This is a genomic window from Acaryochloris sp. CCMEE 5410, assembly GCF_000238775.2.
In the GTDB taxonomy this organism is placed as follows: domain Bacteria; phylum Cyanobacteriota; class Cyanobacteriia; order Thermosynechococcales; family Thermosynechococcaceae; genus Acaryochloris.
On the sequence record NZ_AFEJ02000003.1, the window covers coordinates 143244 to 169722 of the forward strand.

The 26479-nt window shown below is 46.4% G+C and carries 18 protein-coding genes and 1 pseudogene; 16 read left to right on the top strand and 3 right to left on the bottom strand.

The window, feature by feature from the left end; all coding sequences use genetic code 11:
- Window positions 1-147: 147 nt before the first annotated feature.
- The 7 genes from ON05_RS30925 to ON05_RS30955 all read left to right on the top strand — a co-directional run bounded on the left by ON05_RS30925 (window position 148) and on the right by ON05_RS30955 (window position 9468).
- The gene (locus ON05_RS30925; RefSeq protein WP_139026166.1) at window positions 148-903 is read left to right on the top strand and encodes a TraM recognition domain-containing protein; all 756 of its coding nucleotides are present in this window, start codon (window positions 148-150) and stop codon (window positions 901-903) included.
- The gene (locus tag ON05_RS30930; protein ID WP_010480498.1) at window positions 896-1573 is read left to right on the top strand and encodes a hypothetical protein; all 678 of its coding nucleotides are present in this window, start codon (window positions 896-898) and stop codon (window positions 1571-1573) included. Before ON05_RS30925 ends, ON05_RS30930 begins: the two co-directional genes overlap by 8 nt.
- A 100-nt stretch (window positions 1574-1673) precedes the next feature.
- On the top strand, window positions 1674-2267 hold the full coding sequence (locus ON05_RS30935) for a VWA domain-containing protein (RefSeq protein ID WP_010480496.1): 594 nt from the start codon (window positions 1674-1676) through the stop codon (window positions 2265-2267).
- A 340-nt stretch (window positions 2268-2607) separates the two neighbouring features.
- A complete protein-coding gene (locus tag ON05_RS30940; RefSeq protein WP_236619162.1) occupies window positions 2608-3381 on the top strand; it encodes a hypothetical protein in 774 nt (257 codons plus the stop codon).
- A gap of 398 nt (window positions 3382-3779) precedes the next feature.
- Window positions 3780-5927, top strand: coding sequence for a class I SAM-dependent DNA methyltransferase (locus tag ON05_RS30945; RefSeq protein WP_010480494.1), 2148 nt, complete (start codon window positions 3780-3782; stop codon window positions 5925-5927).
- Window positions 5924-8026 carry a DUF262 domain-containing protein gene (locus tag ON05_RS30950; RefSeq protein WP_010480492.1) on the top strand — a complete coding sequence of 701 codons (2103 nt, stop codon included), beginning with the start codon at window positions 5924-5926 and terminating at the stop codon, window positions 8024-8026. The genes ON05_RS30945 and ON05_RS30950 overlap by 4 nt, the downstream gene beginning before the upstream one ends.
- Window positions 8023-9468, top strand: coding sequence for a restriction endonuclease subunit S (locus ON05_RS30955; RefSeq protein WP_010480490.1), 1446 nt, complete (start codon window positions 8023-8025; stop codon window positions 9466-9468). Before ON05_RS30950 ends, ON05_RS30955 begins: the two co-directional genes overlap by 4 nt.
- A 249-nt stretch (window positions 9469-9717) precedes the next feature.
- Here ON05_RS30955 and ON05_RS30960 read toward each other — a convergent pair whose 3' ends face one another.
- Window positions 9718-9900: a hypothetical protein gene (locus tag ON05_RS30960; RefSeq protein WP_139026162.1), complete on the bottom strand. Its 183-nt coding sequence runs from the start codon at window positions 9898-9900 to the stop codon at window positions 9718-9720.
- A 32-nt stretch (window positions 9901-9932) separates the two neighbouring features.
- Between ON05_RS30960 and ON05_RS30965 the strand changes: the two genes are divergently transcribed.
- Window positions 9933-12941, top strand: a complete 3009-nt coding sequence (locus ON05_RS30965) for a type I restriction endonuclease subunit R (protein ID WP_262562552.1) — start codon at window positions 9933-9935, stop codon at window positions 12939-12941.
- Window positions 12942-13175: 234 nt separating this feature from the next.
- On the top strand, window positions 13176-13775 hold the full coding sequence (locus tag ON05_RS30970; RefSeq protein ID WP_010480487.1) for a tyrosine-type recombinase/integrase: 600 nt from the start codon (window positions 13176-13178) through the stop codon (window positions 13773-13775).
- A 49-nt stretch (window positions 13776-13824) separates the two neighbouring features.
- On the opposite strand, the gene ON05_RS30975 is transcribed toward ON05_RS30970, so the two are convergent.
- On the bottom strand, window positions 13825-15258 hold the full coding sequence (locus tag ON05_RS30975) for an SMODS domain-containing nucleotidyltransferase (protein ID WP_010480485.1): 1434 nt from the start codon (window positions 15256-15258) through the stop codon (window positions 13825-13827).
- Window positions 15255-16244: a CBASS cGAMP-activated phospholipase gene (locus tag ON05_RS30980; RefSeq protein WP_010480483.1), complete on the bottom strand. Its 990-nt coding sequence runs from the start codon at window positions 16242-16244 to the stop codon at window positions 15255-15257. Before ON05_RS30980 ends, ON05_RS30975 begins: the two co-directional genes overlap by 4 nt.
- Before the next feature lie 302 nt (window positions 16245-16546).
- Here ON05_RS30980 and ON05_RS30985 point away from each other — a divergent pair, with 302 nt between their 5' ends.
- The 7 genes and pseudogenes from ON05_RS30985 to ON05_RS31035 all read left to right on the top strand — a co-directional run bounded on the left by ON05_RS30985 (window position 16547) and on the right by ON05_RS31035 (window position 26461).
- Window positions 16547-17596 carry a YhcG family protein gene (locus tag ON05_RS30985; RefSeq protein ID WP_010480481.1) on the top strand — a complete coding sequence of 350 codons (1050 nt, stop codon included), beginning with the start codon at window positions 16547-16549 and terminating at the stop codon, window positions 17594-17596.
- A 382-nt stretch (window positions 17597-17978) separates the two neighbouring features.
- A pseudogene (locus ON05_RS38825) lies at window positions 17979-20921 on the top strand (Tn3 family transposase).
- Between the two features lie 158 nt (window positions 20922-21079).
- The gene (locus ON05_RS31015; RefSeq protein WP_175307286.1) at window positions 21080-22789 is read left to right on the top strand and encodes a tetratricopeptide repeat protein; all 1710 of its coding nucleotides are present in this window, start codon (window positions 21080-21082) and stop codon (window positions 22787-22789) included.
- 42 nt (window positions 22790-22831) lie between these two features.
- Window positions 22832-24106, top strand: coding sequence for a CHAT domain-containing protein (locus ON05_RS31020; RefSeq protein ID WP_010479599.1), 1275 nt, complete (start codon window positions 22832-22834; stop codon window positions 24104-24106).
- Between the two features lie 4 nt (window positions 24107-24110).
- Window positions 24111-24743, top strand: a complete 633-nt coding sequence (locus ON05_RS31025; protein WP_010479601.1) for a hypothetical protein — start codon at window positions 24111-24113, stop codon at window positions 24741-24743.
- A gap of 13 nt (window positions 24744-24756) precedes the next feature.
- Entirely contained in the window at window positions 24757-25827 is a 1071-nt protein-coding gene (locus tag ON05_RS31030) for a hypothetical protein (protein WP_010479604.1), read from the top strand.
- Entirely contained in the window at window positions 25820-26461 is a 642-nt protein-coding gene (locus ON05_RS31035; protein WP_010479606.1) for an SAF domain-containing protein, read from the top strand. Before ON05_RS31030 ends, ON05_RS31035 begins: the two co-directional genes overlap by 8 nt.
- The last annotated feature ends 18 nt before the right edge of the window (window positions 26462-26479 follow it).

Below are 26479 nucleotides of genomic sequence, written 5' to 3' on the forward strand. Positions count from 1 at the left end.
AATGAGGTTGTTGAGTTGGGGCCCATCTCAGCAAGGCAACCTTTGCTCGAATATCGAGTAGTACAGCAAAAAAATACTTAAGCAAAACTTATTGTTCAGGGGTAAATTTGCCCTGTTTTGAAGGGTGATCTAGTTTGGTTGCGTCTGGTGTCAGCAACCCTTCAATTACCCCTTATTGACGACATGAGTTTCCTGGAGAAAATCCCTCAGTTGGTTACCACAAGTGAGATGGTCAGGGGATCGGGTGGATTAATCATAGCGCTATCGCAGTCGTTTGAAGGCCTAAAATCTGACTATGGAGAGAAGGAAGCTGAGGCTTTACTAACGAATTTTCCTATCCAGATATTTCTAGGGGCTAATACTCTTGGAACTGCTAAGTGGAGTGCTGGAGCGTTTGGCGATGCCGCAAGGTATGAAGATGTCTTTAGTCGGAGTTTCGGTGGTGGCCAGGTGCAATGCCGAGAGGATAAGCGGCGAACAGTAGAGAGTCTGATCAAAAGTGCTGACATCCTTAACTTGAAGCCACCTTCCCCGGACAGCGGTTTTACGTTCTATATGAAGACGCCTCAATGGGGCCAGGAGTTTGCCAAGCATATACCGTGGCACCAGGTGATGCAGCGAACTGCCCCTAAGAAAAAAGCAATTCTAACAGAACTCCCGAAACAGTTTCAGCGCCCAGAGATATGGAATGCCAAGGACTTGCAAAGGTTGCTGAAAGGTAAACCAAGCCGTGTGAATCAGGATGTGACTTCACCGAGCACAATAGCCGACAATTTACGGCTATTTGAAGCAGAGGTTTTGCGATGTCTTGATGACTTGGCGCAGTTAGGAGCTGCCGACGTTATCCAACATCTCTCACAGTTTTTATCAACTCACAACAAGGACCAAGAGAAAGATGAGTAACTACAACTATAATTTGGACCCAACGTGCGACTACTCAAAGGTTGATCTAGTCAACCATACCGGCCTTTCGAAGAATACTGTTTATGAAGCCCTTAAGATTGCGGGGCTGTCTACAAGTCAGAGGATGTATCGAGGCCAGGAGCTGATCGATAGGTTTGTGCCTGTGCGACTTATGTTTGAAAGCGGGATGGATAAGGCTGAGATTGAGCAGCAACTCAATATGAAGACGGCCAATTCTGTAGAGAATAATGGCCATTTTGAGCACGGTGATCCGATGCCTCAGACATCCCCTGTTACTGATTTTTCAGTCGTTGATAGTGCGATAGGGCAGGGTGTTGAAGATGCCATGACGGGGATTGTTGAGGCGAGGGTCATGGATTTTATTGAAAATCTACCTGGCATCGCAGCCCGAGCATTAGCGAATGCTGCTGAGAGTGGGCAAATACGAGCAGCATTTTCTTCAAAGCTGCGTGACTACTACAAAGTAAGGCATACACCGGCTGATCCGGCTATTGTTAGCAGCACTCCTGAATCACTGATTCTAAAACCGTCAGATGGTGAGGTTGAGGCCTTGGAAGCTCCATCTATTGATCAGACCGGAGAAACTATCGATCAGATGCCTCAATCCATCGAAGTAGACGAAGATACCCCTCCAGAGTCCCAACCTTAAGCATTTCAGGGTAGGGGAGGGCAATTACCCCACGCACTACCCTGAGATTTACCCAACTCAAATTCTTACCAATCCTTCTCACATTAAGGACAGATTTCTCATGCGCCATATTTGGCTTTTAGTAGCAGGTTCAGTGCTCATTGCAGGATGTGGAAACTTTGGAGGTAGTCTCCCCGATACTCACGTTTTGGTAATCACCGATCTAAGTACTCAGGACGAGCAAGATTATGCCACGGCTTTCTATGACGGTTTTGCTAGAAAGGCTCGTCGTTTCAAAACAATGTCCTTGGACAGATTGCTAGGCGAGACAACAGTGGTTGATTATTCAGGTGCTTCATCGAGGGAAGTAGTCGAAGATGTTATGCTTCATCGCTTAAACGACCTTACCCCCTCTACTGATGAGGCTCTAATTGCGGCTGCCCGTCGAGTCTTGGATCATGCAAATGGCCTTAAAGAGGGCCAGCGCCTGGTCGCGGTAATTCTCACAAACGGCACCCGTAACCCGGCCACGATCTCAACTCTAACCAGGATTGTTTCAACTATACCGGCTAGTGGCAATGTCACTATCTATGTTGCTGGTGTCCAAGCGAGTAACGTCACTGCTCTTACCCCTGTGTTTAGCACTATGCCTGCCAATGCAGCAGTTATCGGAACTCTTGATTCCGACCTAAAAACCCTCATGCGGAGACTCTAAGGATATGAAGATCCTACGTCGAGGAATCTGGTTTGTAGAAGATCTTTTAACAAAGCCCCTTACAGCACTTGGATTTGGACTTCCATCAGCCCCGTGGGGATTTCATACCTTTAATGAGGCCAACTCGTTGATGGATGATCCTCATGCTAAGGAGCTAGCATCACTTCTCAAAAATAGGAGCCCTCTTAGATTTCATGAACTTTACCATGGGGTTCTAAACAGCACATTTGATGCAAAGCGAGCACAGGAGACACTACAGGCTCTTGATATGGCATACATGGTGATGTCTCAGAGGGTCGTAGAAGCACGAGCAACTCTGCAAGCAATCAGAGCAGAGCGTATGAGCCCTAAAGGCTTCATTGAGATTGTCCTACTTTGGCTTTCTCAGCAAAAGGGGCGATGGAACGTTACAACCATTGGCCTCGCCTTTCTTGTGTTTCTATCTACTATGGAGCTGCTTCAGATTGAGATTCTCGACATTCGCGGCGAGGAGAGTCTTTTAGTTGTTTGTGCCCTTATTGCATCACTTTTTTTGACTGCTGCTGAGCAACAGGGGATCGAGAGGCTTGTGATGATGTTTCGTCGGGACGAAATCAGATGGTTGGTGAACGGTAACTATAAGCCAATTCCTTTTTGGCTTCGTCTTAAACATGGAGATGCACCAGTTACCCTCAGTATAATCCTTGTAATTACTGAGGTTGCCTATGCCTCAGTTGGCCTTGTTCAAAGGCTTCCAGTGAGTCTTCAAACGAATCCGGCTTGGCAATTTACTGTAGTCAGTAGCTGTGGACTATTTGCAATAGTGAACCTAACTCTAGCCTGGGGTGAGGCCTACAAAAAGCTTCACGATGAGGTGGAACGTGAACAACAATCTCCCTATTTGAACGATTCTCCGTTGCATGATGCTTACAATATGAGGCATTCCTATAATTTGGCTATTCGGAAAGCTGTCAGCGATCTTGCTACTGCTCAACATGCGTTAAGAAGGTTGGCCAATAAGAGGCGACAAGCGCGTCGTGATGCCCAAAAACAGTGGAATCGAGCAAGGTGGGAGACGTTTCGATTTAGGCGTGATGTTAGCCGCTGGGTTTGGTTACATGCGGATGATTGTTAGGCTGGTAGCCATTGATAGATTGAAGTATCGATAATCAAGGGTTTTAGGAGATAACGCCTATACCTATCCGTTGTCTATGGCCCTTGTGTGGCAAAGGCAGAGTTCTACGGGGAATCGAAGCACTTCACCATTTAAGCTATAAAGATGACGTTATCCACGCTTGAGCTGGGAAGGGGTGAGTGCCACTTTTTTGAGCCTGTCATTGCTCGTAGTCTGCGGAGCAGGAATAAGGAATGATGAGTATTTTACGATCCGATTTGAGGATGATGGATCGGCGCTGATCTGGTACGATAGTGGATTTTTTATGGTTGAGGCTACTAGCAACAGTATAGAAACATAGAGGCGTCAGAGCGGCTAGGGTTCTGAGTCTATTACAGCGTAAAAACGGGCGTGATTTTATGGAACAGGGCCAACTGAATTGGATTACCAACTTCATTTGGGGGATAGCTGACGATGTTCTCCGTGACCTTTATGTGCGAGGCAAATATCGTGACGTTATTCTACCAATGACGGTGCTTCGTCGTTTGGACGCTGAGTTAGAGGCTACGAAGAGGGAAGTGCTTGAGATGAAGTCCAGTTTGGATGCTGCTGGTATTGTCAATCAGGAGGTCGCTCTTAGGCAGTCAGCTAGACAGGCTTTCTACAATACCTCGAAATACACGTTGCGAGACCTTCGTAACCGGGCAAGCCAGCAGCAGCTTCGGGCTGACTTTGAGGACTACCTCGATGGCTTTTCAACAAATGTGCAGGATATTCTTGAAAACTTTGAGTTCCGAAATCAGATTCCTCGACTCTCAAAAGCTGATGCTTTAGGCACCCTTATCGAGAAGTTTCTCGACCCTGTGATTAACTTGAGCCATAATCCGGTGCTTAACGGTGATGGCTCAGTTAAACACCCTGGACTTGATAACCATGCAATGGGCACGATTTTCGAGGAGTTAGTTCGCCGCTTCAACGAGGAGAATAATGAGGAAGCGGGGGAGCACTGGACACCCCGTGATGCAGTAAAGCTCATGGCAAAGCTCATCTTCCTCCCCATGGCTGATGATATTGAGTCAGGTACCTACCTTCTCTATGACGGAGCTTGTGGCACGGGTGGGATGCTGACTGTTGCGGAAGAAACGCTCAAGGAGCTCGCAGAAGCACATGATAAGCAGGTATCAACCTACCTCTATGGTCAGGAGATTAACGCTGAGACCTACGCTATCGCCAAAGCAGATCTGCTTCTCAAAGGGGAAGGGGAGGCTGCTGACAATATCGTCGGTGGACCTGAACACTCGACTTTGTCTAATGATGCTTTTCCCTCCAGGGAGTTTGACTTCATGCTTTCCAATCCTCCCTACGGGAAGAGTTGGAAGAGTGACCTCGAACGGATGGGCGGAAAAAGCGATATCAAAGATCCTCGCTTCATTACAGAACATAAAAGTGATGCGGAGTATTCGCTTATTACCCGGTCAAATGACGGGCAGATGATGTTTTTGGCGAATATGCTTTCGAAAATGAAGCACAACACGCCACTTGGAAGCCGTATTGCTGAAGTTCATAACGGCTCATCTCTATTTACTGGGGATGCCGGTCAGGGAGAAAGCAATATTCGGCGATGGATTATCGAGAGTGACTGGCTTGAAGCGATAGTGGCGTTGCCACTCAACATGTTCTATAACACCGGCATCGCTACCTACATTTGGGTTTTGAGTAACCGCAAGCCTGAGCATCGAAAAGGCAAAGTTCAGCTCATTGATGCGACGAAGTGGTTTAAGCCGTTGCGAAAGAACTTAGGTAAGAAGAACTGCGAGCTTTCAGAGGAAGATATCCAGAAGGTATGTGATACCTTCCTCGCGTTTTCTGAAAGCGAAGAGTCAAAGATATTCCCCAATCAAGCATTCGGCTACTGGAAGGTCACGGTTGAGCGGCCACTCAGGCTTCAGGTTAACTTGAGTGATGAGGTGTGTGCTGCCTTTCGAAAAGCGTGTGAGGGAGCGGGAGATGAGCAGCTTGCAGATGTCATCGATAAAGCACGAGTCGCTTTGGAGGAGGGAACATACAGGGACTACAACACATTTCTAACTGAACTCAAGAAAATTGCAGTAAAGGTGGGTGTGAAGTTTACGGCGAAGCGGGAAAAGTTCATTCGGTCTGTGCTTGCCCAGCAAGATGAATCTGCTGAACCTGTCATTAAGAAGGTGTATAAGCCAGGGAAAGCAGAAGCTAATCCGCTTAATGGCCTCTTTGAGGCGAGTGTCGATGGAAAAGCCTGTGTAGTTGAATATGAGACAGATACAGGTCTGCGTGATACCGAACAGATTCCTCTTTTAGAAGAGGGAGGAATTGAAGCCTTTATCCAGCGAGAAGTACTACCTCATGCAGCAGATGCATGGGTTGACGAAAACAGCATCAAAATTGGCTATGAAATCAGCTTTACCCGTTATTTTTATAAGCCTCAACCACTGCGAGAGCTCTCAGAAATTCGTGCTGATATTGTGGCGCTAGAAAACGCCAATAAGGGACTCCTTGAAGAGATTATCGGAGGGATAGGCGCAGTATGAAGGCCACCGAAGCAAAGCTCCTTGCATTTCTCCAGCGATCACCCCAATTCATTATCCCGATTTACCAGCGGACCTATTCCTGGACCGAAAAGCAATGTCGTCAGTTGTGGGATGACATCCTGCGAGCTGGTCTCAATGATGATATATCCGCTCACTTTATCGGGTCAGTGGTCTATATCGAGAAGGGGCTCTATCAGGTTTCAAGCCAATCACCTCTCCTCGTCATTGACGGTCAGCAGCGGTTGACTACTATATTTCTGCTCCTAGAAGCACTTTCCAGACAGCTAGATTGGACGGAGCCCTTAGAGGGGTTCTCTGCGAAAAAAATCCGCAGCTACTACCTCTTGAATACCTTGGAGGAGGGTGATCGCGGCTTCAAGCTGATCTTGACCCAGACTGATAAAGATACCCTGCTCGCTCTGGTACAGCAGAAGGATATGCCTAAAGAGCACTCTATTCGCGTGCGGGAGAATTTTCGATTCTTTGAGCAGCAGATAGCAAGCTATAAAGATGACCTTGTGCCACTCTGCAAGGGGCTTGCAAAGCTGGTCATTGTCGATATTGCACTGAGCCGTGATCAGGATAACCCGCAGCTTATCTTTGAGAGCATGAATTCGACAGGTCAGGAGCTGAGCCAAGCAGACCTGATTCGTAACTTTATTTTGATGGGGCTTGAGCCGGATCATCAAACCAGACTCTATCAGGATTACTGGCGGCCAATGGAGATGGAATTTGGTCAGGAAGCCTATAGTAGTTACTTCGATAGCTTTATGCGTCACTACCTTACAGTTAAGACAGGTGATATTCCTAATGTGAAAGAGGTCTACCAGGCATTCAAGGCACTTTTTCGGTCCGAGGGGATTGAACCGTCTGATATTGATCGTCTTGTGGCTGACCTCCATACTTTTTCCAAATACTATTGCGCAATGGCGCTTGGAAAGGAGTCCGATAAGTTTTTAGCAGAGGCGTTTCAGGATCTACGAGAACTCAAAGTCGAGGTTGCCTATCCTTTCCTCCTTGAGCTGTACCACGACTATCAGACCGGCACACTCATACATGATCAACTGCTTGAAGCGGTTCGGCTGATTGAGAGCTATGTCTTTCGTCGTGCAGTCAGCGCGATTCCAACCAATTCGCTTAACAAGACGTTTGCCACCTTTGGGCGTGCGCTCAAGAAGGATCGGTATTTAGAGAGTATTCATGCTCATTTCATGCTGCTTCCGTCCTATCGTCGGTTTCCGAAGGATGAGGAATTCAAGCGTGAAATCAAGAGCCGTGATCTCTATAATTTCCGCAGTCGTTCCTATTGGCTGCGCCGCATTGAGAATCATGGTCGAAAGGAGCGTGTGCCGGTAGACGAGTACACCATCGAACATATCCTGCCACAAAACGAAAACCTCTCAGTAGACTGGCAGGAAGCCCTTGGGTCAGACTGGCAGACAGTTCAGCAAACGTGGCTTCACACGTTGGGGAATCTGACGCTGACTGGTTACAACCCCGAGTATAGCGATCGCCCCTTTCCTGAGAAACGCGATATGCAAGGTGGGTTTAAGCAGAGTCCGTTGAAACTCAATGATGGCTTGGGCTTGTTAGAGGTTTGGAATGAGGAGGCTATTAAGCAGCGAGCTGAGCGTCTTTCAGATCAGGCTGTAAAAGTCTGGCATGGTCCAACGATTGAGGCAGCTGTGTTGGATGCTTATCGCTTTAAACCTCAAAAAAATGATGGGTATACCATTGATGACCATCCGTTTTTGCAAGGTGGGGCGATCCGGGAGGTGTTTGAGGACTTCCGTGCTCAGGTGCTGGCGCTTGATCCATGCGTCTCGGAGGAGTTTCTGAAGCTATACGTCGCTTACAAAGCGGAGACAAATTTCGTCGATGTGGTTCCGCAATCCAAGCGGCTGAGGCTTTCGCTCAATATGCGTTATCCCGAAATCTATGATCCAAAGGGGTTGTGTAAGGATGTGACCAACCTTGGCAGGTGGGGCAATGGTGATGTCGAGGTCGGGCTAGAGACGTTGGAAGAGTTGCCCTATGTGATGGGCCTTATACGGCAGGCATTTGAGAGGCAGATGGACAATGGGGAGGGAACAGAATGATTGGTGAGTTGAAGCCCTATTCAGCCTACAAGGAGTCTGGGGTGCCATGGTTGGGTAAGGTGCCAGATCATTGGGAGGTGGAGAAACTCCGAAATATTTTGCGCGTAGTCGCCAAGAGAAATCGCCCCAATCTTCCACTGCTATCAATTACGCGTGAGAAAGGAGTGATACTGCGCAACTTAGAAAGTAAGGAAGAGAATCATAATTTTATCCCTGACGATCTAACTAATTACAAAGTTGTTAAAAAGGGACAATTTGCCATGAATAAAATGAAAGCATGGCAGGGATCCTACGGTGTCTCCTCATACAATGGGATTGTTAGTCCCGCATATTTTGTCTTTGATATTAATGGATTACTTGGTAAGTACTTGCACAACGCAATTCGTTCTCAAGTCTACGTTTCATTTTTTACACAGGCATCTGATGGTGTACGGATAGGTCAGTGGGATCTGTCACAAGATCGCATGAAAGAGATCCCGTTTTTCGTTCCTCCTATTAAAGAACAAACAGCAATCGCAAGCTTTCTCGACTATACCGATCGACGAATTCGCCGCTATATTCGGAGCAAGCAAAAACTCATCAAGCTTCTAGATGAACAAAAGCAAGTGGTGATTAATGAGGCCGTAACCCGAGGTATCAATCCCGATGTTCCGATGAAGCCTTCAGGGTTTGAATGGTTGGGGGATATTCCAGAGCATTGGGAAAATGTGCTTCTTGGAAGGTGTCTTAAGAATATTGAACAAGGGTGGAGCCCCGTAGCAGCGGAAGGCGAACTTGCTGATGATCAATGGGCGGTGTTGACATTGTCTTCCGTTAAGCAGGGTCTCTTTAATGCAGAGGCAATCAAACCTATATCAAAGTCAGCCAAAATACCGGAGGGCATAGAAGTTAAGGAAGGAGACTTCCTGCTAACTCGTTCTAACACAAGGAGTTTAGTAGGGGATGTATGTGTAGTTGAAAACGTACGATCAAAAACTGTTCTTTGTGACTTAATTTATAGGCTTAAAATTGATCGTTCATTGGTTGAGCCATTGTTCCTGATGTATCAACTCTTATCTCCTTTTGGTCGTAGGCAAATAGAGCAGGACGCGCGTGGTTCAAGTGGAACCATGCCAAAAATAGCGCAGAAGCATATTAAGTCATGGCGGTTAGTACTTCCAGACTTAGATGAACAAAAACAAATAGCTGGGGAACTAGCTCACGTTACGAAGAAAATCAATGATGTGATTGAGCAGATAAAAGATGAGATTGCTCTTTTTCGCGAATATCGCACCCGCCTGATCTCCGATATCGTCACTGGTAAGCTCGACGTTCGTGAAGAAGCAGCAAAACGTCCCCAAGAAATTAACTATGTGGATCTACTCGAAATAGACGAAATCGAAGATGATATCGAACTAGGAGCTGACCTTGATTCCGAATCCATAGAGGATGAAGCGGCATGACACCGGTGTCTCAATGTCCCATGGTCTAACAGATTAACCATGTGAATAACCTTGCAGTCATTGCATTAAGCGGGGAGCTGTTTTCAGATGCGGAGCGTATAGCCACTGAATTCCTTGCGTTTGAGAGTTTCCCCTGGATGCTGATCTAGAAAATCGGGACAATAAGCAGCAAAATCGCTGAAAAGGTAAGGAGGAGACCTTAGTTGGTTCTCACCAGCCCGGTATGATGGTCTAATGAAGCTGATACTTCTAAGGTGATGCAGATGTTTGAACCTCGGCATATCCGGTGAGCTTGGGATAGACTGCATCAGGTGAACTGGGTAGCCTAAGAGTAGGGCTTTTTACTGAGGAGGGGCTAACTTCCTTGTAAAGGTGAAAGGAACCGGTGGCTCCTCTACGTCCTTCGTCATTATCGTGGCGTGAGGAATCCATGATACTTCTAGCCTGCGAAGGGGAGTGGTTTGGTGAGTACCGATACCAGTGAAAAAGGTTTAGAAAGCCTCATTGTGGCAACGATGACGGGGCAGTTAGGTGCTGACCTGGTAGAAGGTAGCACGGTAGCTGAAGAGTCGGTTCCTTACGGTAGTAAACGATGGATTCAAGGCTCATCTCAGGATTATGACCGGGACTATGCACTTGACCTGGTAAAGCTTAGAGCATTTCTTTGCGAGACGCAGCCTGAGTTTTCAACAAGCGCAGACCTCGATATCACAAGTTCTACCAGGCATAAGTTTCTCTCCCGTCTTCAAGGTGAGATAACGCGACGAGGTGTGATCGATGTTTTACGTAATGGTTTAAAGCACGGTCCACATGATTTAGACCTTTTTTATGGGACGCCTTCACCCGGCAATCTGAAAGCTGCTGAACGGTTTGCTCAGAATCGATTTAGTGTGACACGACAGCTTCACTATAGTCGAGATGAGACAAAGCTTTCGCTTGATCTCTGTCTCTTCATAAATGGACTCCCTATTGCAACGTTTGAGCTGAAAAATAATCTGACAAAACAGACAGTAGAGGATGCTGTTGAGCAATATAGGCGAGACCGTGATCCTCGGGAGCTTCTTTTTCAATTTGGACGATGTATTGCTCATTTTGCGCTTGATGACCAAGAGGTACGATTTTGCACACATCTGAAAGGTAAAAGTTCGTGGTTTCTACCCTTCAATAAAGGGTTTAATGACGGTGCAGGAAATCCTCCCAATCCACAAGGCATAAAGACTGACTACCTTTGGACGCAGGTGTTGGCTCCTCAGAGCTTCACTAATATACTTGAGAACTATGCCCAGATTGTTTACGAGAAGAACGAGAAGACCGGTAAAAAGGAAAAGAAACAGATATTTCCCCGGTATCATCAGCTCGATGTTGTGCGGAAGCTTCTTGCGGATGTAGCTGAACGGGGTGCTGGAACACGCTATCTGATTCAACATTCTGCGGGTAGTGGCAAGTCAAATTCTATTGCATGGCTTGCCCACCAACTGATGGGAATAGAGGAGCATGAAGAACCACTTTTTAGCTCGATCCTGGTTATTACCGATCGCCGAATTCTTGATAAACAGATTCGAGATACTATCAAGCAGTTTGCTCAGGTTGGTGCGACTGTTGGCGCTGTTACGGAAGGTTCAAAGCAGCTCAGAGAATTTATTGAAAGTGGTAAGAAGATAATCATTTCGACGGTTCAGAAGTTCCCATTTATTCTTGATGAAATAGGCGCTGCTCATCGAGGAAGTAACTTTGCCATTGTGATTGATGAGGCGCACTCTAGTCAGGGTGGTAAGACTTCTGCGGCTCTTTCTATGGCGTTATCGGAGTCAGGTGCTTCTGAGGAGGATGAAACAACAGAAGACCGTATTAATCGGATAATGGAAGCACGGAAGATGCTTCCAAATGCAAGCTATTTTGCCTTTACGGCGACTCCGAAGAACCGAACTCTAGAGATTTTTGGTGAACCCTATTCTGATGGAGGTCATACCAAGCACAGACCTTTCCATAGCTACACAATGAAGCAGGCTATCCAGGAGGGGTTCATCTTAGATGTTCTCAAACACTACACTCCTGTTCAGAGCTATTACCGCCTTATTAAAACTATTGAAAATGACCCTGAATTCGATACGAAGCGGGCTAAGAAGAAACTTAGAAAGTACGTTGAAAGTAATGATCACGCCATTCGGCTCAAAGCTGAAATTATGATCGATCACTTCCATGAGCAAGTCATCGCGCTTAATAAGATTGGAGGACAAGCTCGTGCAATGATCGTTACCAATGGAATTGAACGTGCAATACATTACTATAACGCTTTCCAGCATTATTTAGCAGAACGCAAAAGCCCTTACAAAGCTATTGTTGCCTTCTCTGGAGAGCACGATTATGGAGGATCAAAAGTTACTGAAGCCTCTTTGAATGGCTTTCCGAGCAGTCAGATTGCAGACAAAATCGAGGAGGACCCGTATCGCTTTCTCGTCTGCGCAGATAAGTTTCAGACTGGCTACGATCAGCCACTGCTCCACACCATGTATGTCGATAAGCAACTCTCAGGGATTAAAGCGGTACAAACGCTTTCACGTTTGAACAGAGCTCATCCGAAGAAGCATGACGTATTTGTGCTCGACTTTATGAACGATGTAGACACGATTCAAAGGTCATTTGCTGACTTTTACCGCACGACTATTCTGAGCGATGAAACTGATCCGAATAAACTCCATGACTTAAAAGCTACGCTTGATGGCTATCAGGTCTATGATCCACAAGAGGTCGCAGAGGTAGCTAATCTCTATCTTGGTGGAGCTGAAAGAGATAGGTTAGACCCGCTGCTTGATGCAGGTGTGGCAGTTTATAACGAAAGTTTAGATGAGGATGGTCAGGTCGATTTCAAAGGAAAAGCCAAGGCATTTTGCAGAACCTATGGCTTTCTTGCCTCAATACTCCCGTATACAAATGCAGATTGGGAGCGACTTTCAATATTTTTGAATTTCCTTGTTCCTAAGCTTCCAGCACCACGAGAAGAGGATCTCTCACGAGGGATCCTAGAAGCAATAGATCTCGATAGCTACCGTAGCGAAAAGCAAGCAACTGTCCGTATTCAACTCCCTGATACTGATGCAGAGATTGAGCCTATTCCTGTTTCTGGCGGAGGTTATCGTGCTGAACCAGAGCTTGATCGCCTGTCTTCAATTATCCAAGTATTTAATGACCAATTTGGCAACATAACGTGGACAGATAGAGACCGAGTTCACAAGCTTATTACCGAGGATATTCCCGCAAAGGTTGCCGCTGATCCTTCCTTCCAAAATGCGAAGAAAAACTCAGATGAGCAGAATGCTCGTATTGAGCATGAAAAGGTTTTGAGGAAGGTCATCATTGATGCGATGAAGGATGACACGGAGCTGTTTAAGCAGTTCAGTGATAATGATTCGTTCCGTAAGTGGCTGACGGAGACGATATTCTCGATGAATTACTATGACAAGGATGCGGCGTAGTTATAGAAAACTGGGAGAAGCATAACGCTAGGAGCTGAGAAGATTTTGGAATATTCGCTCCTTTCACCCGCACCATCACTGACTAACTTTTATACAAAAATTAGTCAGTGGGGATCCAGCTTATAAGCTAATATTTTCAATGCTTTGACCCCCCTTAGGGGCTTGCACCATTGTCATTAAGGCTTTAGACTTCACTAAGTTTTTGTGATTTAGATAGAAACTTAGTGAGTTCGTATGGCGTTCGAAAAGGGTGAAAATCCACATCATCCAGCTCTAGGATCTAGCACTAAGGTTGAGCCAATTCGAACGAAGGCTGGAATTGATCGCATCAAACGACTCCTCGATGACAAGCCCCGCGATCTCTGTCTCTTCATCCTTGGTATCAACACTGCCTTTCGAGCGAATGAACTATTGAGCTTACGGGCTGGCCAGGTGCGACACATTGCAATTGGTGACAGCTTTGACCTTAAGCAGTCTAAGACCAAGCAGTATCGTCGAGTGACTTTGAATGCTTCAGCACATAAAGCTATTCAAGTGCTTCTGAACTCACGAGCTTATAAAGACCAAGATCCGCTATTCTACAGTCAAAGGAATCCGGTGCTCAAAGTCCCAGCGGTCAACGCCATGGTGAAACAGTGGTGTAGGTGGGGAGGCCTCAAAGGTAACTATGGGAGCCATACCCTTAGAAAGACTTGGGGGTATTGGCAGTATCAGAACCGGACGCCAATTCCGCTTCTTATGGAGGCATATGGCCATCAGACTCAACAGCAGACTCTTGCTTACCTGTGTATTCAGGCTCCAGAGATCGCTGAAATCTATCAAATGGAGTTGTAAGTTCGGAGTGAGTGTGGATCCTGAATTACCTGGGTTTCATACTAAATTGCTACTTAACTACTACAAAAAATCTACCGCTCCTTCCCCAACAACTTCGTGTCCGTCGGGAAATGACGAAAGCCTCAACCCAATGTGCCCCATGATAGCTTGTAGACTCCCAACGCACTCCAGGTTTGTTGGATTTTTCAAAACCACCTCTCAATTGGTTTGCTTGTACTGCCTCATTATCAGTATTGACGACTTGCCATTTCACAACAAAGTCTGAGGATGCATGCAAAATACCATTGGAATTTCTTGCCTCAAATCGGATCCATCGATCCTTCTCAACAACTTCTCCAGACTGTAAAATTCTAACTCTTTGATTACCGTATTGATCTAAGTATTCAGTTGCCGAAATAGCTACTGTAAGGCGTTGCTGAAAAGGCCAGGAAAGCTTTTCCACATGCGGCAAACTTGGTGATATAAGTTTTTCTAGAAAATTAGCTCCTCTTACTAAAACCGCATGCACAATATCTGTACAACCTGTATCTCTAACTAGCGATGTTGATTCTGAAAAAGCTGCTATGTCATTAACTTCCCTTTTAGCAAACTCATTACCGAATATTTTCCTCCACTTTCGTATACTTTCGGCTCTATCATCTTCTTCATAGGCATCATCAATCCACTCTCGATACCTATGAATACATTCCCTAAAATTCTCATACTTCTCTTGGTTCCAGTGACGATTAAATGTTTCTGATGGCAGGACAGGATTCGTAACTATAGGCATGCTAGATCTAACCTGAAGATAGTCATCAAGGCGTCCTACTAGAACCTTCAACGAAGTAGGTAGGTCAGGAAAAATTTGCTTTTGGAAACTCTGATCAAATTGATTAACGCAATTTCCCACAAGAGTAGTTAGAAGAATCGACTTTACCGAGAAAGTTGTCTTGATGTCTCTTAGATACTTGAGCAGGCGGATGGAGTGCTGAAGCATATTATTCCCAGTCCAAGTATTCCTCTCCAATAGCCAACTTGAATATGCTTCAGGTGCTGTTGGCTCAAACTTATCAACTGTTCGATTGCATACCTGAAATGTTGCTACGGCATTATTATCAGTAATACACGGTACGATATCGAGATGAAAATCACCTGCATAATCTAGTGCAACACATCGCGTACCACGAGAAATTTTATCCTTGTATCGATCAGAGCTCTTGAATATGTAGTAGAGATTATTCACATAGTCCCTGGGCGACCATGCTTCAAAACGATCAATAAACATGACGAGATCTGCGTCGAACTCTCTTCCAGAAAGAGGTTTAATAATAGTTCCATGCGCCCATGAACCTTGTGCAGAAAACCTGATAATCTTCGCGTCGTAACCACTATTTATCAAAAAGTCTTGTATTGCGTTGACATGGCCTTCGAGTCTATCAATACGAGTCTGATTCAGATTGACAATATCGTCTATAAACGAATCAAAATGCTCTGATAACTTCATGGTACGTTTTCAGTGATTTTGTAGAGAGGCACAAATGGCTCAGCAGCTATGTCGAAGAAGATTGGCTGTAAGCTAGGAAACCGTTCCCGTGAATAAGAGAAGCCTAGGCCTTTCAGATTCTTTATCTCTGAAACGCCATCCATAGTGTATTCTCCCGCTGGAACGGTATGATTTACTCTAAATATAGCGTCTCGTTCATGCTCGTGTCCGGTGAGAAGCTTGGCAATACCCATAGCTCCATGAGATTGACCATTCATGAATAACGAGACTAACTTGGTTGCTAACGGTCCCACTCCAGCTGCTTTTGGTAATGTATATGCTTCATCTAAACAACCCAAGCTCAGCACATAGATTTCCTCAGCAGGCCACTTCATAGTTCCAATTGCTTCTGTTACGGCAACTGCAATCGGATTATTTGCCCAAATACCACCATCAATAAGCCCAACGCTTTCCTCAGTCATATGCTGCTGAAAGTAAGTTGGTGCGGCAGATGTGGCCAGTGCTGCATCAACTATAAGAGACTTGTAATCGGTTCTGAAGCGTGAATGGTGAGGAGTCTTATAGATGTAGACAGACTGTGCTGTAGGGTTCCAAGCTGGAATTACAATCCGGTGTTTTGCATCTCCAATTCTTTTATTACCAAAAAGGCCATTGAGAGTAGAACGCAACTTGTCAGAGCTGTATTTACGTCGATAAAGCCAGCGTATTGACCTTAGTTTATTAGTCACAAAACTCTGGAGCGCACTTCCTTGTTGACCAAATATTTCGGGTCCATTTTCCTCATACATTTGTAGTATTTCAGCTGCACGTAGCCCCATACCTAGACCAAGCGCTATTATTCCTCCTGTAGAAGTGCCGCTGATTAGATCAAAATATTCGCCTATCGGCTTATCTAGCTGCTCTTCGATACCAGCTAGGAATGCAGCTGGAAACGTACCTAAGATTCCACCTCCATCAATCGATAGAATCCTTCGTTTTTTAGTCAAATCTCTCTCCCCCCATCACTGTTGAGCACTAGCAACGTTATCAAAAGTGCATTGGTATAAAGAAAAACAGTTCGCTGTCTATTATAGTTCAAGTGTATTGGTTTCGTGGAATGGCCGGTTTCTATTTATCAATAACCAACATTGAAAATTGTGGGAAAACTACTGAGATGAAGCTGGTTGTTTGTCTATTCTGTGTTCTAGTCGTGTCTCAACTCCTAATGAAAGGCACTTGTGTTGTTGAAGTCTAACGGCTGGTAGTACAGGATAATGGCTAACAATAGAGGCGTTGTACAGGAGTTTGGGTGGCAAAAAATCTTACGTTTGCTGATGATGGATATGATGAGTTTCTTCGAGGCTTAAAGGAGCGTATTCGTACTGCCCAGGTGAAAGCAGCGCTGGCAGTCAATCGCGAACTGGTCTTGCTTTACTGGGAGATAGGTCGGGAGATTATAAATCGGCAAGTAGCCCAGGGTTGGGGCTCAAAAGTGGTGGATCAGCTGGCCAAAGACCTAAAGAAAGAGTTCTCAGATATGAGAGGATTTTCCCGGTCTAACCTCATGTATATGCGAGCTTTTGCTGAGACCTGGCCAGACGAGACAATTGTCCAAGAGGTACTTGGACAAATTCCTTGGTACCACAACATCGCTTTGCTAGAGAAGCTGAAGTCCAAGGAGCAGCGGCTTTGGTATGCCCAAGAAACCGTAAAGAACGGCTGGAGCCGTAATGTGTTAGTTCTTCAGATCGAGAGTGGCCTCTATAAGCGCCAAGGGAGTGCGATCACAAATTTCGAACAAGCCTTGCCAAAAACTCAGTCAGACTTAGCTCAGCAGCTCTTAAAGGATCCCTATAATTTTGAATTTCTGACAATCAGTCAAGATGCTCATGAGCTTGAGCTAGAAAGGGGTCTGGTTACCCACATTAGAGATTTTTTGATTGAGCTCGGATTGGGCTTTGCCTTTGTTGGCAGTCAGTATCCCCTGGTAGTTGATGGTACAGAGTTCCGCTTGGATCTCCTTTTTTACCATCTCCAGCTTAGATGTTTTGTAGTGATCGACCTCAAAATGGGGGCTTTCAAGCCTGAGGATAGCGGCAAAATGAATTTTTACGTTGCGGTGGTAGATGACACCCTCAGACATGAAATGGATAACCCGACTATCGGACTCATCTTATGTAAATCTAAGAGTCGCACTTTGGCTGAATATGCTCTACGAAATATTCAAACTCCTATAGGGGTTTCAACTCACAAGCTACCAGATGATTTGTCGGAAAAACTTCCAACTATTGAGCAACTTGAAGCCGAACTGGAAGCGGTACGTTTATCGGATGAAGGGGAATCTCAGGATCAAGCCTAGATAGTGCAATTTGTGCAGCAGGTTGTTGCACAAATTACTTGGGGACCAAGAGAAAACACGACTGTCCTCACTTCCCAGCCACAGGCGTTAGCAGGTGTTGCGCTTCACAAGTGGCGCTTTGATATTCTCGTTACCCCCTCGCAATTTAAGCCCCTCGGGGGCTTGCTCCAAAAGTGCCTGCGGCGCGCTTCCAACAAGGGGTAATTGAAGGGTCGCTGACACCAGACGCAACCAAGACTGAAACCCTTTCCTATCAATGGCTATAGGCATTAAGAACTGTAAATTGCATTAACTGACCTCACCCTCAATTTATAATCTGTACTTATAGTACAAAAACTTGCCTTACGCTCTAGTGAATTCACTTTCATAGGAGCGTAATTGCATGAAACGGAAATGGCATCCAGAAGAGCTACTTGAGCATTGGTCTATCCAGCCTGATGAGGAACATCTGTTGTCCAGACGTCAAGGCGCAAACCGCTTAGGATTTGTCCTGCTGCTTAAATTTTTCCAATACGAAGGACGCTTCCCTGAACAGAAGTATGAGATTCCTCGTATGGCCATAACCTTTGTAGCAAGCCAGCTAAACTTATTGCCAGAGCAGTTTCAAGACTATAACTGGCGAGGTAGGAGCATTCAGAATCACCGGGCCCAGATTCGCCAATTTACTGGATTTCGACAAGCCACGGTAACAGACCAAAATCAGTTACGCACTTGGTTAGTCGATTCAGCTCTGAGTCAAGAGCAGGACTATCATCATCTGAAATTGAAAGTCTATGCTCAACTGCGTTCTCTTCGGATTGAACCACCAACCCCCGCTAGAATTAAGCGCTTAATTCGGTCTGCTCAACACCTATTTGAGAGGCAGCTTTTTCCTTAACCCTTAAGCAGTTGTCCAAGCAAACTCAGACTGAGCTCGATAAATTGATCCAAGAACCCAAGGTGACGCCGGGTAAAGAGATACCAGATCCTCCCCTGAGTGCATTGAAAAAGACCCAGGACCAGTCGGTCTCAATAGCCTGCTTTCAGAAGTCATCAAACTCCAACGACTCCGCCAAGTGGCTTTGCCAGATACCCTGTTTTCTCATCTAAGCCCACGAGTTCTGGAGTGTTATCGGCTCCGAGTGGAGACAGAAACCTTATCAGAGTTGAGGCATCACCCCAAAACCATCCGACTCACCTTACTCGCGAGTTTCTGCTGGCAGCGGTGCCAAGAGATCATCGACAACATCATGGATTTATTGATTCAGATCGTTCATCGCATTGATACACGCAGCAAGAATAAAGTGACGTCAGAGGTGATCGCTAAAGTCAAAAAACCGACTCTCATACCCAGCTGTTTTATCAGGTGGCCACCGCAGCCCTAGCCACACCAGATGGCTTGGTCAGAGATGTTATCTACCCCGTTGCCAGTGAGCAAACTCTGGAGGCATTTGTTGACTCCTACAATGATGGCGGTCAGACTTACCGACAACTTCTACACTCGAGGATCCGTTCTTCCTACGGTCATCATTATCGGCAAATGCTTCCTGCGGTACTGGAAGTGATTGATTTTCGCTGCAATAACAAGCAATACCAGCCCATCCTGCAGGCTGTGGATTTACTCAAAGCCTATGTGGACACCCCCGAAAACCTTATGCCTCAGCAGACGACGTTCCCATCGAAGGGGTCGTCAGTGCAGACTGGCAAGAGACGGTATTGGATCAGGATGAAGACCAGCCAGACAAAGTAGATCGCATCGCCTATGAGATGTGCGTCCTCAGGGCCTTGCGAGAGAAACTACGGTGTAAGGAAATTTGGGTCGCCGGTGCCAATCGCTATCGCAATCCCGACCTGGATTTACCCCAAGACTTTGACGAGCGACGAGAAGAATACTACCAGGATCTGCAACAGCCCCTAGAGGTGGAGACCTTCATCACTCAAATCCAGGCTGATATGGAAAACGCTTTGACCCTACTGAATCAGGGAATGCCCCACAATTCCAAAGTTGAGATCTTGAGTAAGCGAGGAGGACGAATTAAGGTGTCCCCGCTTGAGGCACAACCGGAACCCATGAACATTCAAAACTCAAGGAAGAGATCAACCACCGGTGGTCCCTAACGCATTTATTGGACGTCCTCAAAGAAGCGGACTTTCGGATTGATTTCACCCAGCATTTCAAGAGTGCGGCTAGTCGTGAAATATTGAGCCCCCAGTCCCTGCGAAAGCGCCTACTGTTGTGTATTTACGGACTGGGCACCAATTTAGGAATTAAGCGCATCGCTCATTCAGAAGCCGATGCAGGATACTTTGAATTGCATTATGTCCGACGCAAGTTTTTAAACAAGACTGCCCTCAGCTGTGCCATTACGGATGTGGCCAATGCGATTTTCCGGATTCGCCTTTCTCATATTTGGGGGGAAGCCACCACGGCTTGTGCGTCTGATTCTCGGCACTTTGAATCTTGGGACCAGAATTTGATGACGGAATGGCATGTTCGCTATGGCGGCCGGGGGGTGATGATCTACTGGCATGTCGAGAAAAATCTGTGTGTATCTACTCGCAACTGAAGAAGTGTTCTTCCTCGGAGGTAGCCTTTATGGTTAAGGGTGTGCTTCGCCACTGCACGGAGATGTCCGTGAATAAAAGCTATGTGGATACCCATGGCCAAAGCGAGGTGGGGTTTGCCTTTTGCTATTTATTGAATTTCCAGCTGATGCCTCGCTTTAAGGGCATCAACAAGCAGAAGCTCTACCTGCCGATGTCCGGGCAGAAGAAGAAGTATCTCCATCTTAAGGCGATTTTAAAGCGACCCATTCGTTGGGATCTGGTTCGGGAGCAATATGAGCCCATGATCCAGTTCACAACCGCGATGAAGCAAGGCACTGCCGAACCTGAAGCCATTCTGAGTCGATTCACTCGCAACAACATCAAGCACCCCACCTACTTGGCTTTGGCTGAATTAGGGCGAGCCATTAAGACCATCTTCCTGTGCCAGTATTTGCATGATGAAGCCTTACGGCAAGAGATCAATGAAGGCTTGAATGTCGTTGAGAATTGGAATAGTGCCAATGACTTCATCTTCTATGGAAAGAATGGTGACTTTGCCAGTAATCAAACGGCGATGCAAGAACTGTCCATGCTTTGCCTGCACCTACTGCAAATCAGCCTGGTTTACATCAATACTCTAATGATTCAAAAAGTACTTTCTGAACCCACGTGGATGAATCGTATGCAGGAAGAAGATTTGAGGGCGTTAACGCCGTTGTTTTACCTCCATATCAATCCTTATGGACGTTTCCGCCTCAACATGAATGAGCGTCTGGTGATTGAAAACTTGGCTGCGTAGGGAGTAGCTGTAATGAGGTTGTTGAGTTAGGGCCCATCTCAGCAAGGCAACCTTTGCTCGAATATCGAGTAGTACAGCAAAAAAATACTTAAGCAAAACTTATTGTTCAGGGGTAAATTTGCCCTGTTTTGAAGGGTGATCTAGTTTGGTTGCGTCTGGTGTCAGCAACCCTTCAATTACCCCGTCTTGCCGAACTCGACCTGGATACCTGCTTCGTCTGTCGTGGCACAGAACAGAATTTTCCCCTTGACTCAGCCCTCTACCAGCAAGCCCTAGCCCTTTTCGAAACCATCGATCATGCCCTTGGCCCAGCTGATGTCCTTGTTAGCTTGGGCAGCCGTCTAATAAAGGCAGGCTTCGACGGCACCGACTCCGTTCATCAAGCCCTGAAAATCTATCGTCAACAAGACAATCTGCTCGGCATCTACAATGCACTGACTGACCTGAGCAGTTGGTATCTCCAGCAAGGGCAAATCAACGAAAGCTTTAATCTGCGCCAGGAAGCTCTAGAAATTGCCCAACGAATGGGCTTTCTCCTCGCTCAAGCTACCACCTACCTCGGCATCGGCGACTACTACTTCCGCACCTCCGACTATGCTAACGCCCTAGCTGCTTACGAACAAGTCGAAGCTCTCACCGATCTCCCCGGTATTCGCACTATGCACGGGCTGGCTCTTGTGAATGCTTACATCCATATGAACCTCCTCGATCGCGCTGAATCCATTTGCCACCAGACTATCACCCTACTCCTGCCAATTGGGAACTCTCCATCGCTCTCCTTGGCCTACTTCATCCTGGGCAACGTCTTGAGTGCCCAAGGCCAGTGGGCCGAGGCAATCTCCCGATGGCAGACCGGTCTCACTGTTGATGTCGAACTCAAGAACCACTTCGACCAAGCCGAAAAACTCAAATGCATCGCCCAAGCCATGGTCATGCAGCACCACAAACCGGGAGGCTCCAAAGTCCCCGACGTGGCGTATGAAACCGCTATGCTACATTATTCTGAAGCGATTGTATGTTTAGAATCCATTGGTGATCGCCAAGCCACCGCTGCGATAGCAGGCACTTACCAGCTCCAAGGTCAAACCGCCGTTGCCAGTGGTCGTTCCCTCAATGCCCTCCCCTACCTAGAGCAAGCTCGCGAGACCTACGCTGCCCTGGAACTGGGTATGCAAACCGCTATTACTGATAGTCTGCTGGGTCTCACCTGCCATAATCTGGGTGGGCGAGGCTACCCCGAACTTTATGCTGAAGCCAGCCAATGTTATAAACGCGCCTTGGCGTATTTCCAATCCACCGAAATGCGTGACATGACCTGGAAAGTCTGTTTCTATCTGGCTGATATTGATTACCTGAGAGGGTTTCAAGCAGCAACGGAGGCAGAGCAGCGATCGCTCTGGCAATCTGCAGCTCAATGGCTGGAAACCGCTGCCATTGAAATCGATCTTGTCAGGGGGAAGTTTATGTCAGCCGATGCCATCTCCCAAGAAACCGCACGGTTAGGATTAGTGTCCAACAAGGAAAAAGTCTATACCTTTGCCATCAAACTGCACCAGACCTACCTGCAAGACAATACCGCAGCCTTCAATTGGCTGGAACGCCTGAAGGGGCGAGTCTTTCTGGATGGGTTGGCGCTGACCTCTCTGCGATCACCCGCGATTGCGGAGGGAGATCTACTAGCTCAGGAACAGACAATATTGACTTCCCTACAACAGGCGACCACTCAAGCCGATGTGATCACCCTTTCGCAACAGCTCAACCTCCTTTGGGATCGGATGGCTACAAACCTTGCAGCAGCTGAGTACGTGACACTGCGACGGGCCGAACCAATTTGTTTAAAAGCATTACTGTCTTGCCTTTATCCCTAGACAAAGCCTGCAAAATAGTGCCAATGCCTCTATGTTTGCCCTATGCTCCAACGCCGCGTCATCCTGGCCGAATACTTCACTGCCGAAGACCGTACCCTACTCTTTTTAGTGCGAAAAGATTTTGTAGAACCGATCGTCAAAGAAATTCCCAAGTCCACTGCACAAATCCGGGCTTTTGTAGCTCAATATTTTCAGGCGGATTCAGCGACGGATCACCAACTTAGAAAATCCACCAGTGATAAAGTTTACAATCTCCCGGAAGCCGAATTTCACGCCTTTCTGCATGATTTTGTCAGCCCTTTGCTCGAACCTGATCCAGCGGGGAATCCCATCACCCAGCCGGGTGATATTGTCTGGTTTGTGCCCCACGACTTTTTGCACTACTTGCCGCTGCACGCCGTGAAGCTTGGGGAGGACTATCTTAGTGATCTCAATCCCGTCTGCTATACTCCCAGTGCCTCGGTGATGAAATACTGCCACCAAAAGCGTAAAGGTAAACGGGAGAAAGCATTGATCTTGGGCGATCCGTTGATTTATACGAAAGCTCAAGCCCTCGAGATCCAATCGCTTTTTCCGCCTGGGGCGGCTGAACTTCACATCGAAGATGCCGCCACAGACTTACTCAAACGCAAGCTGAGCGAGGCCAAAGATGACATCGATATTCTCCACATTGCCTGCCACGGTGATTTTGATTCAGAGCAAGCTCTTCAGTCTGGAATTACTTTGCCAGATGGCAGGCTCACTGCCGAGGATATCTTTAACTTAAAAATGAATGTCGATCTCGTGATCCTGAGTGCCTGTGAGACGGGGATTAACGAAAACAAACCTGGTGATGAATTGATTGGTCTCACCCGTGCTCTGATCTACGCCGGAACTCCTTCCGTCGTCGTCAGCCTTTGGGAAGTTGATGCCATTTCTACCAGCATCTTAATGACACAGTTTTACAAAGAACTGCTTGATGGGGCAACCAAAGTTGAAGCCCTCCAACAAGCCCAAATAGAATTGCGAACGATGAATATTGAAACTGCCATCGCCCATTACACCAAAATCCAACAACGCTCCCCGGATCTGATTGACCAACGTCAACTGCGATGGGATATGGCTAACCTATATTACAACGTTCAAGATTTCAGTCGTGCCAAGGAACTTTACCAGACTCTTCTTCCGACTACTAGGCCCAATAGTCCAGAAATCGAAAAAATCAACAATTTGGTCCTGCTGTGTGAGATACAGGAGGGCAGCAAACCAATACAGAAATACCCGTATACCCATCCATATTTCTGGGCACCGTTTGTTTTAATTGGCGATTGGAGATAAGGCTATGGCAATTGAAGATAAGACAATAAAATTTGTCAAAGACTGGATGAACAATGATTTTAAGATGATCCAGGGCACTATCAATCCACTCGAATCAATCGCTTTACTTGAAAATAGTTCTTATGGTGTGATTGAGAATACTAGTCAGCAAGCAATCGGGGCGGTAACCAAGGCGGATTTGGAAGGGGCGACCGCCACCAATGAATCAAATCCTGTGCAGCAACTTTTATATAAAGTACCCCTGCTAAAAGTAGGCTGTGATGTGGAAATGCTAACTATCGAGACCTCGGTACAACTGGCAACACTAATCAAAATTTCAAAAGCAGCAATAGTTACGGATGATGCCAATCAAATCGTTGGCGTTCTTTCAGCCGAATCCGTCCGCCAGTTTATTCAGAGTAGTACAAGTCAACAGAAGGGCGCAGTGTTAGGAAGTGATGCTCTTCCCTATGTTCCTGGAACTGGATTAAAAGGAGCGTTGTCTCCACTGACAGCATACTGTATTTGCTATGAATGCTGGTATGTAAATGAACTATCCGCTGAACAGTGGAAATCTCTTCAAGCTAATCCACTACCACCCATAACTTGTCAAAATCCCGATCCTAATGTCCCCCAACATTTAATCAAGTTGAGTTGACTCAGAGGTACTTATGTTTAATGAGGTTTTGAAAGAAGCTACAGGAATCCTTGATCGCCGCTTTCTCCTGAATGCATTTTTCCCTTGCCTGATCTTCTGGGGACTACTAGGTATTGTGGGTGTCGTGGGCAGTGGCTGGGAACCCTTAAAACTCCTACAAAACTGGAACCAGCAGGATGGCATCCTGCAAACTCTGGAAATCATTGGGTTAATTACGCTTGTAGTGTCCTCTGCTAGCGTCCTTTCTAGCCACTCGGCCAGCATTCTGCGCTTCTATGAAGGGTACTGGAAGTTTCCAGTGATTCAGCGATTCACCCAACTGGGTAAAACTTGGCATCAGGCACAGTTAGCAAAACTAGATGTGCCAGGTCAAATGAAAGAACTCGCACAACAAATGAAACAAGTAGACGCTCAATTGAGTACGACTCAAGCATTGGATCAGAAGCGATCTCTACAAGGTGAAATGAAGAGTCTAATTTCTCAGGAAAGAGAATTAAATCAACGGCAGTTCTCCCTGAAAGAATTGAATTATCGCAATTACCCTCACCCCCAGCGCTCGGATCAAGTCATGCCAACCCGCCTAGGCAATATCCTGAAAAATTCTGAATTATACCCTCTCGAACGCTATACCATTGATGCTGTTTTGATTTGGCCACGCTTATACCATTCCCTGCCCGATCGCTACATTCAAGTGATCACCGAAGTTCGCAGTAGTCTTGACTTTAGCTTAGCAATCGCCACTCTCAGCGGACTATTTAGCATCATGACTGGCCTTTGGCTATTGGCGGTGAAAGCTCCCGGCTGGTTATTCCTGCTGTGTTTTTGGGGAGGAGCACTGGCAGCCTGGTTGGCCTATCAGAGTGCTCTCGGGAATGCGGTAGCCTATTCTGAACAGGTAAAAGTCTGCTTCGATCTCTATCGCCATGAATTGGTCAAGCAACTTCGACTTAAACCAGCGACAACACCTGATTTGGAGAATCAACAATGGCAGGAAATCCGAGAGCTATTCTATGAAGGAAAGATCACTACTACTTGGCAATACACAGACTTAGAATCAAAACCAGAGGGTGCTCAGAATGGTTAATCGTAAGAACCGCAGAGTATCGTTGTCACTGGGACACCTCTTTCTCCTGAGCTATCTTATATTAGGCAGTTTAGGCTATAGTTACCTGCAATGGGCAGAGGGGCAAAGCCAAGTCAAAATTTGGGTGCCTAGCCGGGAGTTACCAGCCTACGCACTAATCCAGCCCACCGATTTGACTGAGAGAACTTTTCCCACTAGAAGGATTGCCGCAGAAACCGTGAAGGAAATTGATAAAATTCGCGATCGCTACACAATAACAACCCTTCCTGAAGATAAACCCATACGCAAAAATCAACTGGGGCCAGAACTCACATCGGATCGGAAAAAGTTGCTCCAAAACAGTGTCTTGATTGGGATCAAAACCACACCCGCAATGATTTTGGGTGGTAATCTGCAAGCGGGAAATTTGGTAGATATTGCGATCGCACAAGAAGCCACGGAGAAGCAACTGAATCCTAAATTAATTCAATTTGACAATACCTTTGTCTTCGATATTAAATCCAGTTCACTAACGACTACGACAGCCAGTTCAGCGCCAGAACGGGTCGTAGTTTTAGCTATTCCAGCCCAGCGTCAAGCCGAATTTGCCCGCAGCATCGCTGGTAAAAAGTTGTTGCTGTTTAGGAAACCCTAAGTTCGTTGTCGTGGCTAT